This is a genomic window from Methylobacterium sp. P5_C11 (genome assembly GCF_054049775.1).
In genome coordinates this window covers 110,977-126,131 of the sequence record NZ_JBFULS010000007.1, presented here as the reverse complement: position 1 = coordinate 126,131, position 15,155 = coordinate 110,977, and the positions used below count along the sequence as shown (strand labels likewise).

Genomic DNA, 15,155 nt, shown 5'->3' with positions numbered 1-15,155 from the left:
CCCGTGTCCCGCGCGATCCTTGCGCTGCTCGTCCTGCTGATGGCCCCCGCCAGGCCGGAAGCGGCGGCCCCTCAGCTCTTTCTCATCCAGGATTCCGGCTGGATGGAGCCCTTCCTGACCGCCGGGAACTCGCAGTTCCGGCCCCTGATCGAGGCCCTGGTGGCGGCGGTCCGCGTGCCGGAGGGCACGATCGCGATCGCGAGCTTCGACCAAGACGGACAGGTGCCCGGGCGCCCGTCGCCGCGCATCCTGTACGAGGGTCCCTATGCGGCGGCGCGCGTCCGTTCCGCCGTTGCGGCCATCGACCTGCCGCGCAAGGCCGGCGGACAGGCCTACGCCGATGCCGACTTCAACGGTGCGCTCCTCGGCGGCATCCGGGCCGGGCTGCACGGCCGCGACGGCGTCATCTGGATGGTGACGAACAACAAGAATGCACCGGGCAACAGCACCGCAGTGGCGCGCAACACCGCGGCCTTCTACGCGGCACTGCGCGGATCGCCTGCGATCACCCGCATCGTCGCCTATCCGGTTCGGATGCCCCTGAAAGGCAGCAACTTCGTCGAGGGTGGATTCGTCGTCTATGGCATCGGCTACGGTGCAGGCGGAGGCCGCGCGCTCGAGGCGGCCTTGAGGGGCAATGGCCTCGCGGCGCTGTTCAGCCATCCGCCGGTCAACCTCAAGCCGGTCCTCGCCGGCGGCGTGACCCTGCGCTTCGACCGGCTCGACAGTGCCGGCCTCGAGGCCGGCGTGGAGAACGGCGTGCTGGTGGTCCGCGGGGCCGATGCCGAGACCGGGACCGTCCTGCGCCTGACCGGGCGCCTCACCAACGGCCTTTACCCGCAGCGGATCGTCACCGCACGGCTCGTCCTGCAGTGGCGCGAGGCAAGCCCGGAGGCGGCGCTCGCGCAGGCGGCGGTCTCGCCGGACCAAGTCGCGGACCTGCCGCCGCGGGCCGAGAGCGGGCCGATCGCGGTCGTTCTTACCCTGCCGCCGATCCCGCGACCATCCGGCCTGCTCAATCCGCTCGCCGGCCGGCGCGACATGGACGGTACCCTGACCCTGCGGCTCGAAGATTTGCACCTCGCCCTCGATCAGGACTTCCTGGAGCGCGTGCGACCGATCTTCGGAAGCGCCCTGCTCGTCGGCGAGCCAACGACCGGACAGGGAACCGGGGCATCCGGCGGGGTCGAAGCGCGTCTGCCGGGGCTGTTCGGCGACTATCGCGGCGTGTCGGAGGCGATAATCACCCTGCCGCTGCGGATCGAGGCGGCGTTCTCGCCCTGGCCGCTCGCCGCAGCGTCGGCGGCAACGCTCACGCTCGCAGGCGCTACCGGATTCGGCGCTGCCCTCGCGCGCCGTCCGCGCACCTGCACGGTGATGCTTGGCGCGTTCCCGAAACGCACGACCTTGCGGCCCTTCCGCACCCAGGTCCTCGATGCCCCGGACGGCAGCCGCTGGCGGGTGCGAACGGCCCTTTGGGGACCGGCCCGGGCGCATCGTCTCACCGAGACCGGACCCGGCGCATGATCGGCCTGTTCGACGGCGGAACGCGGGATTCAGGTCCGACCCGGATCCAGGGGCCGGGAGGCCCGGATTTCCGGATCCCGCCCCCGCAGAATTCCCGCCCGTCGGAGGAGCCGCGGGCGCCCATGCCCCTATCGGACCGGACGGGCACCGCGGCGAGCCCGTTCGCCGGCCTCGACCGCGCGCCGACCGCGACGGAGATCGCCCTCGCCACCGTCGCCCTTGCGGTGCTGGCCGTCATCTTCCTGTTCGTCCGCCAGGGCCTGCGCATCCACCTGATCAACCGCCGCGCAACCCTCGACGCCGCGGGCGGCGCGAGTTCGATGCTGTTCGCGGCGCTGATGCTCACGGCCACGGTCGTGGTCGGTGCCACGGTCGGACGTTTCTGGCAGGCCTGGGCCGGACTGACGGCTGCCTTCGCCCTCTGCGTGCTCCTGTTCGCAGCCGCCCTGGCCCTGATCCTCCGCGCCCCCGACCGGAGGCGCTGACCCGATGGACGAGGCGCGCCGAGCGGGCACCGAGACGCAGCTGAAGGTTCGTCCAACCGTCTTCGTCGCGCTCGGCGGCACCGGCATGGAGGTGCTGCTGCGCCTGCGCCGGCGCATCCTTCAGGCGGACTGGAACGGAACCCGGATCAGCGCCCTCGACCAGTTCCCGGCCGCGGCCTTCCTGTACTTCGACACCGACACGCTTGAGGCCCGCGAGGCCGGCCGCGCCGCCGCCACCGATCCGCTCTCGGCCAAGGTTGCCTTCCGGGATGGCGAGACCCTGCAGAAGGCGGTCAACCTCGGCCGCTATCAGGCCGAGCGGCGCAGCTACCCGCACATCGATGCCTGGCTGCCGGACCGCGACCTCTCGCGGATCGACGCGTCCAAGGGCGCCGGCCAGATCCGCGCCATCGCGCGCCTGCTGTTCTTCGATGCCGTGCGCCCCTTCATGAGCCGGTTAACCGCACAGGCCGCCGCGGTCCTCGCCAACATGTCGAACGAGGCGCGGCTGCGCGCCCTCGGCCTCGACACCGCCACCGACCTGCGCGTGGTGGTCGTGGCTTCCGTGGCCGGCGGCACCGGCTCCGGCGCGGTGATCGACGCCGGCTACGCGATCTCGTCGATCGAAACACCCAAGCGGCCCGACGCCGTCGATCTCTTCCTCGTCCTGCCGTCGGGCTATGTCGGAGCCAACAAGGATCGCGTCTTCGCCAACGGCGCGGCGACGCTGTCCGAGCTGGAATACGCGATGCGGGGCAATCCCGAGCCGCCCTATGTCGCGTCCTGGAGCGACCACGAGCGGGTCGCGCCCGGAGTCGAGCGGCCGTTCACCGACATCTATCTGTTCGATACACAGAATCTCGCCGATCAGCGCACGGCAGTGGTCACCGACCTCTACGACATGATCGCCGACGTGCTGTTCGAGGATTTCGGCAACTCAGAATTCGCCGGTCGCAAGCGCTCGATCGGTGTGAATCAGACCCAGCACAAGATGCGCAAATGGGCGCCCCCAGGCCCGGACGGCACCCTCCGGACGGCCCTGTTCGCGCTGAACTATTCCGCCCTGGGCCAAGCCGTACTCGCCACCCGCGGGAGCCTCGAATTCGAGGAGATTGCCGCCCGGGCTGGTTTCGGCATGGTGGCGGCATTCTTCGGCGTCGCGCGGGGCGATGCCGAGCGGCACGTCCCGACCATCGAGGCGCGCGACCGGTTCGGCGCCGACAGGGTCGGCCTGCGGTTCTCGACCTTCGAGGCCTTTCCGAAGGTGCTCCGTCCGGCCCCTCCGGGCATCCCGGAATATGACCTCGTCGGGATGCTCCTCCAGCGCGCCGACGGCTCGTCCATCCAGGACTCGGTGGCGCTTGCCGTCGACAGGGCGGTCGATGCCATTCGCGACGCGGTTGCGAACCCCCGCGACTGGGCGGCGAATCTGCGTCGGGCGGCCGAGCATCTGCGCGACGACATTCTCGGCCGCGCCGGCGACGGAACCGTCTACGGCCCCCGGGGCGTGGAGGTTCTGGATGTGCGCGCCAAACTCGAGGCCGCATGGCTCGGGGACCCGGACGGCGCGCTGCCCGCGGCGCTCTATCGCCTGCTCGACGATCAGGAACGCGGCGGCCTCGACTACGCCCGCGCTCTGATCGAGGGCGTGCGAGATCTGATTGCCGCGGATGGCGGGGCGCTGGCGCGCCTCGCCCATGCGGCCGAGACCTACGGCCGGCTCGCCGACGCGATGCTGGCCGATCATTTCTCCGCCTCGCTCAGTCGCCTCGACCAAGTCCGACCGGGCCTGATCTTCACGCACCGGCGCGACGCCGAGCGCTATCTGGAGCAGGCCCGCGAAGACCTGCGCGGCGCCTGCATGCTGTGCATCCGGTCGGTCGCCGCCCGGGAGGCCGCAGCCCTGCTGCGACAAGTCTCCGTGCGACTCGGAACCCGTGTCGGGCGGGACCCCGACACGGGCCTCGCCCGGTACGACGGCCTGCTGGGTGCCATGAATCAGGGCCATGACGACGTCGTGCGCCTGATGCGCGCGCTGCAGCGCGAGATCGCCGAGATCCGCACCGCGATCGAACGGCCATCCGGCGGCACGTTCCTCGTGCTGCCCTCCGGCGACCTGCCGCCTATCGTCGTCGCACCGTCCGAGCGACTGGACTGGGCGCGGGAGGCGTTCCGGGCCTATGGAGGCTCCCAGGCCATCTTCGCTCTGCTACGCGAGGAGGACACACGAACGGACCTCCTCGAGGCGGTCCGCAGCATGGCCAGGCGGCGTCTGGCGCCGCACCGGACCCGCATCCCCGCGGCGCTGGACGCCCTGCGCGAAATGCCCGCCGCCCGGCAGCGCGAGATCCTGGAGCTGATGCTGCTGCGCTGCATGCCGTGGATCCCGGCGCGTTTCGAAGCCTTCAATGCGGGGAGCGACCAGTTCAAGACCATCCTGGCTGTGGAGGGCGCCCGCGCCTTTCAGGCCGAATTCGGAGGCGTGCTTCGGGCGGCCCTGCCGCCGGTTCTCGGCGTTGGAGAGATCGCCTTCCTCGAATCCGGCCAGCGCGGACGGATCGTCTGCTACTGCGAGCTGTCGGGGGTGCCCCTCGACGTGCTCGGGCCGCTGCGGCGCGACTGGCGCCGCGCCTACGGGCAGGAACTCGACCGGCTCGATGCGATCCCGCTTCACAACCACAGAGATTATCTCCGCTTTCCAGACCCCGTGGCCCCGTCGGCAGAGGAGACGGAGGCGCTCCGGGACACCCTGGCGCTGTTCCTGCGGGCGGCCTGCCTTGGGCTCCTGAGGCGCGCGCCCGAAACCGGACTGTGGCGGTTCGAGTTCGAGCCCGGCGATTGGCGCAGCGTCGGTTCGGAGCGGACGCTGCGGCGCAAGCTGTTCGATCGGGTCCAGCACGCCCCGATCGCCGCACGACTCGCGCAGGTCGAAGGGGCGCTGTCGCCGGTCCAGATGCTGGCGATGGCCGCGCTGTTCGCCTGGACCGCCAAGCGCGCCTATGCACCCCGGCGGGAGACCGTGAATTTCGACGCGGAGGTGCGGGTCGGCGGAGTCGGCCACGGGGTGGCGGAGGCGCTGGGGCGCCGTTGGCGTCAGGCGGCCCTGGAAACCGGCCTGCGGGTGGACGAAGCGGACCGCCTTCACGAGGCGCTTCTCACCCGCATCGCGGACTGGACCCGGTCGATCCCCGGAAGCCTGGGCGACCTGCCGCCGGAGGAAGCGAACCGTGATACCGCAGACCCACCCGCCTTCAGAGCGCTGGACAAGCGGACGGTCGATGAGGCGGCCTTCACGACGGAAGCCCTGCTCCGGCTGGCCGATCCGGCGCCGCTGGCGCCGCCGGACTTGCCGGCAACGCTATTCTACATCTATCGCGACGCGGTGACGGGTCCGTTTCCGCTCACCGCCCTCGTCGACATGGCGCGGTCGCGCGCCCTGACGGCGACCACGCCGATCCATCCGCAGGGGGGTGCATGGATGCCGGCAGGCGCCCATTCGGATCTGGCACGTCTTCTCGCGCCGACACCACCACCGCCTCCGGACGGATGACGCCCTCTCAGGAGGCGCCGGCCTTGCGCTGAGCCCGCGCGGCCCGGATGGCCGAGCGGGCGAACCGGCCGTCGGCGAGGGATGCGTCGGGTGCCTGCCCAGCGAGGACCGCGGCGCGCAAGGCGACGAGCGCGGCATCCCCCCAAACCTCCAGGATCTGCCCGAATGCGGCGTGGCGCCCGGTATCGAACGGGATCGGCCGCCCCGACCCGTCGCGCGTCGGATGCGCCAGATCAAGGCCGCCGCAGGGCACCCAGCCCTCCGGGATCGGCGCAGTGGCCGCATGGGTCCGTCGCAGCCGCAGCAGGTGCGGCAGGACATGGCTGCGCGGTCCGGCCCCCGCGGCGACGGACCTGCGATCCGGCCCATAGACCTCGACGCGGCCGAAACGGGTAATGAAGACACTGTCCGCCCCCAGGGCGCGCACCGTCGCGATCCCGGTCCCGCCGGAGGCGAGAAGCGATCGGCCCTCCAGGGCTCGGAGCCGGTCGATCCGGCCGGGGTCGGCGGCCCGGATGCAGGCATCGACGGCGTGCAGACCGAGGCCGAGGTCGAACAGGTGCGCGGCGCGGTCCTGCGGCCGGACCGCCGCATCGTCGGGTCCCAGCTCGGTCAGCACGGCGCGCTGCCCCATGGTGCAGGCCGAAGCCGGAAGGCAGAGGGCGATCCCCTGGCTCCAGCCGTCGGTGAAGCCCGTCTCGTAGGCGAACGGCCTGAGATCCGGCCCCACCGCGAGGGAAACGGCGCCGCGGTCCGTGACGATCCCGATCCGGCCGCCTTCGTGGAACCGCGCCGGCTCGTCGCGGTCGCGGGAGAAGACCGCGAGGGCACCATAGCTACCCAGTCTCAACGCGCCGGCCGGATCGGCCAGCTGGGCACGAAGGAGAGCTTCCGCCGCCTGTCCCGAACCGCCCGTCATCCGCTCCCCGCGTGCATGGCACCGCAGCCGGCACGCCTTGACACGGACCGAGAATGACCGGAAGTCGCGGGGCATCATCGAGGTTGTGGTCGACGAGGCGGGCGCGCGACCCGGAACGACCGACGCGGAGACGTCCGCCGGACCTCGCGACGGGATCCGCAAGAAGGGCGCTGGCATGGACGTCATCGAGACCGAGATCCCGGACGTGAAGCGCATCGTCCTGAAGCGCTTCGGCGACGCGCGGGGCTGGTTCTCCGAGACGTTCCGGGCCGACACCCTGGCGCGGGCCGGCATCGCCACGCCGTTCGTGCAGGACAACCAGTCCTTCTCGGCCCCCCAGGGCACGATCCGCGGCCTCCACTTCCAGGTCGCGCCCCGCGCGCAGGCCAAGTTGATCCGCGTCCTGCAGGGCGCGATCCTCGACGTGGCGGTCGACATCCGCAGCGGCTCGCCGACCTACGGCCGCTACGTCGCCGTCACCCTCGACGCCGACAAGGGCGAGCAGCTCTACATCCCGCACGGCTTCGCCCACGGTTTCTGCACCCTGACCCCCGACGTCATGGTGGCCTACAAGGTCGACGACTACTACAGCCCCGAGCACGACCGGGCGCTCGCCTGGAACGATCCCGAGGTCGGGATCCCGTGGCCGGTCTCCGGCGAGGCGGCGATCCTGTCCGACAAGGATCGGCGCGCCCCGCGCCTCGCCGATCTCGGCCGCGTCTTCTGAACTGCGCGGCCCGGCCGCAATTTCGTCACGCCGGCCAGTCTTACGCTGCTCGGCTAGTCAGTTTCTGACCTATCCGAAGAGGTAATCCGCCATGCGCATCCTGGTGACCGGAGGCTGCGGCTTCATCGGCTCGGCGCTGGTGCTGCACCTCGTCAACGATCTCGGCCACGACGTCTGCACCCTCGACGCGATGACCTACGCGGCCAACCCGGTCTCGCTGGCGCCGCTTGCCGACAACCCGCGCCATCGCCTCGTCGAGGCCGACATCTGCGACCGCGCCGCCGTGCAGAAGGCCTTCGCCGACTTCAAGCCGCAGGCGGTGATGCACCTGGCCGCCGAGAGCCACGTCGACCGCTCGATCACCGATCCGGGCGCCTTCGTGCGCACCAACGTCATCGGCACGCAGACCATGCTGGATGGCGCGCGAGGCTATTACGAAGCACTGCCGGAGGCGGACAAGAAGAGCTTCCGGTTCCTCCACGTCTCCACCGACGAGGTCTACGGCTCGCTGCCGCCGGACGCGTTCTTCACGGAAGACAGCCGCTACGACCCGCGCTCGCCCTACTCGGCCTCGAAGGCCGCCTCCGACCACCTCGCCCGCGCCTGGCACGAGACCTACGGCCTGCCGGTGCTGGTGACCAACTGCTCCAACAATTACGGGCCGCGCCACTTCCCCGAGAAGCTGATCCCGCTGATGATCCTCAACGCCCTCGAGGGGAAGAAGCTGCCCGTCTACGGCGACGGCCTCAACGAGCGCGACTGGATCCACGTGGAGGACCACGCCAAGGGCCTCGTGGCCGTGCTGGAGCGCGGCCGGATCGGCGAGACCTACCTGCTCGGCGGCCGCGCGGTGCGCAACAACCTCGCGGTGGTGAAGGCGCTGTGCGCGGCCTTCGACCGGCTGCGCCCGCAGGGCGCGCCGCACGAGCGGCTGATCAGCTTCGTGGCCGACCGCCCGGGCCATGACCGGCGCTACGCCATCGACTGCGGCAAGGCCGAGGCCGAACTCGGCTGGCGCCCGCAAAAGACCTTCGAGCAGGCGCTGGAGGAGACCGTGGCCTGGTACCTCGCCAACGAGGGCTGGTGGCGCCCGATCCGCGAGGGCCGCTACAAGGGCGAGCGTCTGGGGCTCAACGGCTGATGGACGTCCTCGTCCTCGGCGGCGCCGGACAGGTCGGCACCGAGCTGCAGGCCCTGTCCTGGCCGGACGGCGTCACCGTCCACGCTCCGGACCGCGCCGCGCTCGACATTACCGACGCCGGCGCCGTCGCGGCGGCGCTCGCCGCCCGCGACTACCGGGCCGTGATCAACACCGCCGCCTACACGGCCGTCGACAAGGCGGAGTCCGACGTGGTCGCGGCGTGGCGCCTCAACGCGCTCGCCCCGGCGATCCTGGCGGCCGCCACGGCGGCGCGGAAGATCCCGCTGGTGCATGTCTCGACCGACTACGTCTTCGCCGGAACGAAGCCGGACGGGGGCTACGCGCCCGACGAACCGATCGATCCGCAGAGCGTCTACGGGGCCAGCAAGGCCGCGGGCGAGCTGGCGGTGCGCACCGGCAATCCGCGCCACGCCATCGTCCGGACCGCCTGGGTGGTGAGCCCGCACCGGGGCAACTTCGTCAAGACGATGCTGCGGCTCGCCGCCGAGCGCGATGCGCTGACCGTCGTCGACGACCAGCACGGCTGCCCGACTTCAGCCGCCGACCTCGCCGCCGCCCTCGCGACGATCGCGCAGCGCATGGCGGCGGATCCGGACGCCCCCGCCGGCACCTTCCACTGCGTGAACCGGGGCGACACCACGTGGCGCGGCTTCGCCGCGGCGATCGTGGCGGGCTCGGCCCGGCGCGGCGGCCGCTCCGTGCCGGTCAAGGGGATCCCGACCTCCGCCTATCCGACGCCGGCCCGGCGGCCGGCCAATTCACGCCTGTCGACCGAAAGCCTGACGGCCGCCTACGGCATCGCGCCGCGGCCCTGGCAGGCGGCGCTCGACGACATCCTGGACCGGCTCGTCGGGCCGGTCTCAGAGGGAGTTTCCAAGCCATGAAGGGCATCGTTCTGGCCGGCGGATCCGGCACGCGCCTGCACCCGGCCACGCTGTCGATCAACAAGCAGCTCCTGCCGGTCTACGACAAGCCGATGATCTACTATCCGGTCTCGGTGCTGATGCTGGCCGGCATCCGCGAGATCCTGATCATCTCGTCGCCGGAGCACCTCGACAATTACAAGCGCCTGTTCGGCACCGGCGAGCAGTTCGGGCTGAAGTTCTCCTACGCGCTGCAGCCGCGGCCGGAGGGCCTCGCCCAGGCCTTCGTGATCGGGCGCGACTTCGTCGGCGACGACGACGTCGCGCTGATTCTCGGCGACAACCTGTTCTTCGGCGCCGGCATGGGCGAGCTGCTCGAGCGCGCGGCCGCGCGCCAGCAGGGCGCGACGGTCTTCGCCTACCATGTCGACAACCCGCAGGCCTACGGCGTGGTCAACCTCGACAAGTCCGGCCGCCCGACCAAGATCGTCGAGAAGCCGCAGAACCCGGAATCCACCTGGGCGGTGACCGGCCTGTACTTCTACGACAATCAGGTGCTCGACATCGCGGCCGACGTGAAGCCTTCGGCCCGCGGCGAGTTGGAGATCACCAGCGTCAACGAGGCCTATCTCCAGCGCGGGCAACTGCACGTGGAGCGGATGTCGCGCGGCTACGCGTGGCTCGACACCGGGACCCACGACAGCCTGCTGGAGGCGAGCGAATTCGTCCGCACCCTCCAGCATCGCCAGGGCCTGCAGGTCGCCTGCCTGGAGGAGATCGCCTACCTCCAGGGCTTCATCAACCGCGACCAGCTCGTGGCCCGGGGCGAGATGTTCGCCAAGACCTCCTATGGGCAGAACCTGCTGCGCCTCGCCCGCGAGAGCGAGGACGACCTGCGCCTGCGCCGCGGCAAGTAAGGCCGTCCGATCGGGCGGATGCGCGCCGGACCTATTTCGGAGCGCACCCGATGCAGATCCCACGCATGAGCTTGTCGTTCTCCGTCTCCCGCGGCGTCAGCACGCGCCGGTCGTCCGGGGTCTCGGCGCCAGCGCCGCGGCTCGGCGGCATGACGCGGCCGACCGACGAGGTATGGGGTGCCGTCGCCGTGGAGGCGGGGCCGCCGCCGGTGCCGGTCTGAGACTGCGCCAGCGCGGTACCGGTCGCCAGGACCGGCAGGAACAGCGCGAGGCCGAGGGTGATGCGTGGGCGGGTCATGGGTGCGGAACTCCGTGCCGGCCCATAACGCGGGTGTGACCAACCGGTTCGACCGGGCGGGCCGATCCCCACCTTTGTTCGCCTTTGCAGAAGCGATGCGGCGCCGTATCAGGAGCCGCGTTCCCGCCGCCGCCATCCTGAAGCGTCGAAATTCGGAGCCGCCGCGACGATGCGGGACCCCAACGCGATCGACTTCTGGCGCGGTTTCGCCCTGATCACGATCTTCATCAACCACATCCCGGGCAATACCTTCGAACGCTACACCTTCTCCCAGTACGGCATCTCGGACGCGGCCGAGCTGTTCGTGTTCCTGGCGGGCTGGTCGATCGGGATCGCCACCCGGGGACGCGACGGCGTGCCGGAGCCGCCGGGCCGCAGCGTGGTGCGGCTTCTGGCCCGCACCGTCGAGGTCTACCGGGCGCAGCTCACGGTGATGCTGCTGGCGCTGGCGATCATCGCCGGGGCGGCCCTGCTGCTCGACAACCCGCTGATCCTTGAGTGGCACAATGCCGGCGGCTTCTTCGCGGACCCGATCCAGTCGGTCTGCGGCATGGTGCTGCTGACCTACCAGCTCGGCTACTTCAATATCCTGCCGCTCTACGTGCTGCTGATCGGCATCGCGCCCGTCTTCGTTCTGGTCGGACGCATCAGCCTGCTCGCCGCGCTGGCGCTGTCCGTGGGCATCTATCTCGCGAGCCTCGTCTTCGCCTGGAACCTGCCCTCCTGGCCGGGGGAGGGGGACTGGTTCTTCGACCCGTTCTGCTGGCAGCTCTTGCTGGTGYTCGGCTTCGTCCTCCAGGGCTGGAACCTGCGCTCGGATATCCTGCGCCGCTGGTCGCGGCGCCTGTTCCCGGCGGGCGTCGCCATCGTTCTTCTCGGGATCGTGCTGGCCGTGACGGAGATCCGACCGGATCCGATGCTGGTTCCGGAGCCGCGCCTGCTGTTCACCTTCGAGAAGACATACCTGACGCCGGCGCGACTGGTTCATTTTCTGGGGGTATTGTTAGCCTTTGCGCCGCTTTACGCAGTGCTGGCCCCCCGAATCGGCCGCGTCGTCGGTTATCTGACTCAGATGGGCCGGAATTCGCTGGCTGTTTTCTCGATGGGCTCGATCCTGAGCCTGATCGGGCAGCTCGTGCGTTTCCAGACCGGCGGCGGCGTGCTGATCGATATGCTGGTCGCCGGCTCGGGCCTCGTCGGGCTGGGGTTTACGGCATGGTTCGTCGAATGGCGCAGCCGCAGCAGATCGTCACGACCGCGCCCATGATAACGGGATGCCGTTCCGCGCGGCCGGTCCGGGCCTTCGGGACGCGCGGTGCGGCGCTGCTCGCTTCCGTGCTGACGGCCCTGGCGCTGACCGCGATGGTGCCGGGTGGAACGGCCGCGGCCGAGCAGCCCGGCAATGCCGGCACGGTCGAGCCGAACCTGTCGCAGGAATGCCGGGTCCCGGGCGCGCAGCTCTACACCGTCGCCCAACTCGGCGCCGTGAAGGCGGCGCTGGCCGAGAATCGCCCCCTCAGGATCCTGGCGATCGGCGGCAGCGCCGCCCCCGGGGCGTCGGCCTCCTACCCGGCCAAGCTCGAGGCCGCCCTGGAACTCGCGATGCCGAAGGTCGACGTGACGATCGACCATCGCGGCCTGCCGGGGGAGATCGCCTCGGGGGCCGGGGAGCGTCTCCGCACCATGGTGGCCGAGGCCGAGCCCGATCTCGTGGTCTGGCAGGTCGGCACCCATGACGCCATCGCCCGGGTCGATGCCGACGCCTTCGCCAGCGCCCTCGCCGAGGCCGTCGGGTGGATCCGCTCGCACGGGATCGACGTCGTGCTGGTCGACCCGATCTATACCGCCAGCATGGCGGCCGACGTGGACTACAATCGGATCGTCGAGGCCGTACGGACCGTCGCGAACCAGCAGGGGGTGCCGCTGGTGCGGCGCTACGAGGCGCTGCATTACCTGTCGAGCCGCAACGACAAGGGCGAGGGACACATGCTGGGCCGCCAGTTCCGGCTCAACGACCTCGGCCTGCGCTGCATGGCGGAGCACGTGGCCCTGACGATCGCCACCTCGCTGATGCGGACGGATGCGCCGAAGGAACCCAAGGCCGATCCCGCCGCCCCGCCCTTAACCGAGCCGCAACGCGCTCCGGGTTAGACCCGGCGACCAGAGGTCGGCGTCCCGCCGAGTTCAGGCCCGGCGCGGAGCGCGTAGTGTCAGCCACGGCTCTCCCGGCCAGCGCGTTCCGTCGCCTGTGGTCCCTGCGCAGCGGCTCGCAGCGGGCGGCACTCACGGTCTTCGCGATCCGCGTGGGTTCGGCCGGCTTCGCCTACGGCTCCCAGGTTCTGGCCGCCCGGCTGATGGGCTGGGAGGCCTACGGGATCTTCGCTTCGGTCTGGGTCTGGACCGCGATGCTGGGCCACACCCTGACCCTCGGCCTGTCGCAGGGCGCCTGCCGGTTCGTGCCGGGCGATCAGGCGCAGGGTGCGCTCGACCTCGCACGCGGATACATCCGGGCGGGCGCCCTCGTGACCGGCGGGGCCGCGCTGTCCATCGCCGGCCTCGGCGCGGCCCTCCTGATGCTGGAGCCGGGCCTGTTCGGCCCCGCCTATCGGGCGCCGATCGCAGTGGCGCTCTGCGTGATGCCGCTCTTCGCACTGCAGGACTATCTGGAGGGCGTGGCCCGCAGCCAGAACTGGGTGGGGCTCGCCATCGCGCCGCCCTACCTCCTGCGCCAGACCCTGATGATGGCCGGCATGGTCGCGGCGATCCTGCTCGGGGCGCCCCCGCGCGCCGAGGTCGCGATGGCCTGCATGCTGCTCGCTGCCACCGCCGCGACCGCCCTCCAAGCCGCCCTGCTCGCCGCGCGGCTCCGGAGGGATCTGCCGGCCGGCCCCCACCGATACCGGTGGCGGACCTGGCTCGGGACGAGCCTGCCGATCGCCGCCATCGACCTCGCCAATGCCGGCTTCACCTTCGTCGACGTGATCGTCTTGGGCGCCTTGGTGAGCCCGGCCGAGGTCGGTCTCTATTTCGCGGCGACGCGGATCCAGCAATTCGTCGCGTTCGTGCACTACGCCGTCAGCGCGGCCACGCTTCAGCGCTACAGCGCTGCGCAGGCGCAGGCCAACCGCTTCCTGCTCGCCGAACTCGTCCGGCGCCAGGGTCGCGTCACGGCGGCCGCGACGCTCGTGGTCGGCGGCGCGATCCTGGCCGTCAGCCCGCTGCTGCTTGCGATGTTCGGCCCGGGACTGGGCACCAGCGTGCCGATCCTGTGCATCCTGATCGCCGGCAGCGTCGGGGCGAGCCTGTTCGGGCCGGGAGAGGATCTGCTGACCATGCTGGGCGGCGAGCGGCTCTGCGCCGGCATCACCGCGGGGAGCCTCGTCGCCGCCGCGGGCCTGTGCCTCGCCCTGGTCCCGGCCTTCGGCACGCTCGGCGCGGCCGTGGCCGTGGCCGTGGTCACCGTCGCCCGTGCCGGCCTCCTGGCCAGGGCCGCCGGTCGGATCCACGGGCTTTCGACACCCGTCTGGGTCACGGGGTTCGCCCGATGAGCCCGGCCGTCGGCGCCGCGTTCGATCGCGCGACGGCGCTCGCCGCTGCGCCGGACCCCGACGACTGGGACGCTCTGGTCGCGGCGAGCGCCGCGCCGCACCCGCATTTCTCCCGTCACGTCATGGACGCGCACAGGACCGCCGGCCTGCTTCCGGGCAACCTGCGCTACGTCACCGTCTACCGGGAGGATCGCCTCGTCGCGCTCCTGCCCTGCGTGCCGGGGCGCGACCTCTCCGGCCTCGGCGGCCGGATCCTGCGGCCGTTCCTCTCGCCCTTCGTGACGGCCACCTCCCCCCTCGTCGCCGACGGCCCGGACCGGGCCGCGCACGCGCAGGCGCTGGTGGTCGCGATGGAGCTGGCCTCCGGCGGCCGTGCCTGGCGCTGGCCGCTGCTGCCGACCGGGGAGGGCGCCGTTCCCGAAATGCTGGCCGCGATGCGCCAGCGCGGCTGGGCGATCGGCACGGTGGCGGAGTTCGAGCGCCCGGTCATGGACCGTCGCGCCGATCACGCGGCGTTCCTGACCGACCATCCGAACCGGAGTCGCTTCAAGGATCTCCGCCGCCGCGCCCGGCGCCTCGCGGAGACCGGAGCCGTCGCCTGTGCGAGCGCCACGGACGGAGCGGACCTCGCCCGCCTCGTCGCGGCCTTCCTCGATCTGGAACGCGAAGGCTGGAAGGGCGAGGCCGGCACCGCCATGGCCTGCAGGCCGGAGCATGCCGCCTTCGCCCGCGCCCTCTTCACCGCCGCACCGGGTCCGGTCGGCGTGCGGGCGGACGCGCTGACCCTCGACGGGCGGCCCATCGCGGTCAGCTTGGCCCTGGTCAACGGCGGCACCGCGACCCTGTTGAAGACCGCCTACGACGAGGGGCTCCGCAGCCACGCCCCCGGCCTTCTGCTGGAGGCAGAGATCGTCCGCGCCTGCCACGAGACCGCATTCGCCGACCGGCTCGATTCTGCCACCCTGGAGGGGTCGGCTCTGGAGAGCCTGTACCGCGACCGGATTCAGGTGGCCGAGATCATCGCCGTCCCACCGGGCAGTCACGCGCTCGCCCTGGAGCGGCGCATCCGCCTCGCGCGGTTCGAGCGGGAGGCGCGGGCTGTCGCGAAGCGGGCCTTGCGGCGGCGCTAGATCGGACCGGCGCGGGACGGCGCACTGCA

13 protein-coding genes are annotated in these 15,155 nt (G+C 71.4%); 11 read left to right on the top strand and 2 right to left on the bottom strand.

Going from position 1 to position 15,155, the window contains the following annotated elements:
* Positions 1-3 precede the first annotated feature (3 nt).
* The 3 genes from ACXJKQ_RS06595 to ACXJKQ_RS06585 are packed head-to-tail and all read left to right on the top strand — an operon-like array spanning position 4 to position 5,562.
* Positions 4-1,527: a hypothetical protein gene (locus ACXJKQ_RS06595; RefSeq protein ID WP_457104963.1), complete on the top strand. Its 1,524-nt coding sequence runs from the start codon at positions 4-6 to the stop codon at positions 1,525-1,527.
* Positions 1,524-2,012, top strand: coding sequence for a hypothetical protein (locus ACXJKQ_RS06590; RefSeq protein WP_457104962.1), 489 nt, complete (start codon positions 1,524-1,526; stop codon positions 2,010-2,012). The genes ACXJKQ_RS06595 and ACXJKQ_RS06590 overlap by 4 nt, the downstream gene beginning before the upstream one ends.
* A gap of 4 nt (positions 2,013-2,016) precedes the next feature.
* Positions 2,017-5,562, top strand: a complete 3,546-nt coding sequence (locus ACXJKQ_RS06585; RefSeq protein ID WP_457104961.1) for a tubulin-like doman-containing protein — start codon at positions 2,017-2,019, stop codon at positions 5,560-5,562.
* Between the two features lie 7 nt (positions 5,563-5,569).
* Here the strand turns inward: ACXJKQ_RS06585 and ACXJKQ_RS06580 are convergent, their stop codons facing one another.
* On the bottom strand, positions 5,570-6,481 hold the full coding sequence (locus tag ACXJKQ_RS06580) for a DUF6925 family protein (protein ID WP_457104960.1): 912 nt from the start codon (positions 6,479-6,481) through the stop codon (positions 5,570-5,572).
* Positions 6,482-6,656: 175 nt separating this feature from the next.
* Between ACXJKQ_RS06580 and rfbC the strand changes: the two genes are divergently transcribed.
* From rfbC to rfbA, 4 genes are all read left to right on the top strand, one after another.
* Entirely contained in the window at positions 6,657-7,208 is a 552-nt protein-coding gene (rfbC, locus tag ACXJKQ_RS06575) for a dTDP-4-dehydrorhamnose 3,5-epimerase (RefSeq protein WP_457104959.1), read from the top strand.
* 91 nt (positions 7,209-7,299) lie between these two features.
* Positions 7,300-8,349, top strand: coding sequence for a dTDP-glucose 4,6-dehydratase (rfbB, locus tag ACXJKQ_RS06570; protein WP_457104958.1), 1,050 nt, complete (start codon positions 7,300-7,302; stop codon positions 8,347-8,349).
* Entirely contained in the window at positions 8,349-9,254 is a 906-nt protein-coding gene (rfbD, locus tag ACXJKQ_RS06565) for a dTDP-4-dehydrorhamnose reductase (RefSeq protein ID WP_457104957.1), read from the top strand. The genes rfbB and rfbD overlap by 1 nt, the downstream gene beginning before the upstream one ends.
* Positions 9,251-10,150, top strand: a complete 900-nt coding sequence (gene rfbA, locus ACXJKQ_RS06560) for a glucose-1-phosphate thymidylyltransferase RfbA (RefSeq protein WP_457104956.1) — start codon at positions 9,251-9,253, stop codon at positions 10,148-10,150. The genes rfbD and rfbA overlap by 4 nt, the downstream gene beginning before the upstream one ends.
* Positions 10,151-10,181: 31 nt before the next feature.
* Here rfbA and ACXJKQ_RS06555 read toward each other — a convergent pair whose 3' ends face one another.
* Entirely contained in the window at positions 10,182-10,448 is a 267-nt protein-coding gene (locus ACXJKQ_RS06555; RefSeq protein ID WP_457104955.1) for a hypothetical protein, read from the bottom strand.
* 169 nt (positions 10,449-10,617) lie between these two features.
* Here ACXJKQ_RS06555 and ACXJKQ_RS06550 point away from each other — a divergent pair, with 169 nt between their 5' ends.
* Genes ACXJKQ_RS06550 through ACXJKQ_RS06535 form a run of 4 tightly spaced genes read left to right on the top strand, consistent with a single transcriptional unit; the run spans position 10,618 to position 15,126 of the window.
* Positions 10,618-11,715, top strand: coding sequence for an OpgC family protein (locus ACXJKQ_RS06550; RefSeq protein WP_457104954.1), 1,098 nt, complete (start codon positions 10,618-10,620; stop codon positions 11,713-11,715).
* Positions 11,712-12,599, top strand: a complete 888-nt coding sequence (locus ACXJKQ_RS06545) for an SGNH/GDSL hydrolase family protein (protein WP_457104953.1) — start codon at positions 11,712-11,714, stop codon at positions 12,597-12,599. Before ACXJKQ_RS06550 ends, ACXJKQ_RS06545 begins: the two co-directional genes overlap by 4 nt.
* Before the next feature lie 56 nt (positions 12,600-12,655).
* Positions 12,656-13,996 carry a lipopolysaccharide biosynthesis protein gene (locus ACXJKQ_RS06540; protein WP_457104952.1) on the top strand — a complete coding sequence of 447 codons (1,341 nt, stop codon included), beginning with the start codon at positions 12,656-12,658 and terminating at the stop codon, positions 13,994-13,996.
* The gene (locus tag ACXJKQ_RS06535; RefSeq protein ID WP_457104951.1) at positions 13,993-15,126 is read left to right on the top strand and encodes a GNAT family N-acetyltransferase; all 1,134 of its coding nucleotides are present in this window, start codon (positions 13,993-13,995) and stop codon (positions 15,124-15,126) included. Before ACXJKQ_RS06540 ends, ACXJKQ_RS06535 begins: the two co-directional genes overlap by 4 nt.
* Positions 15,127-15,155: the final 29 nt, after the last annotated feature.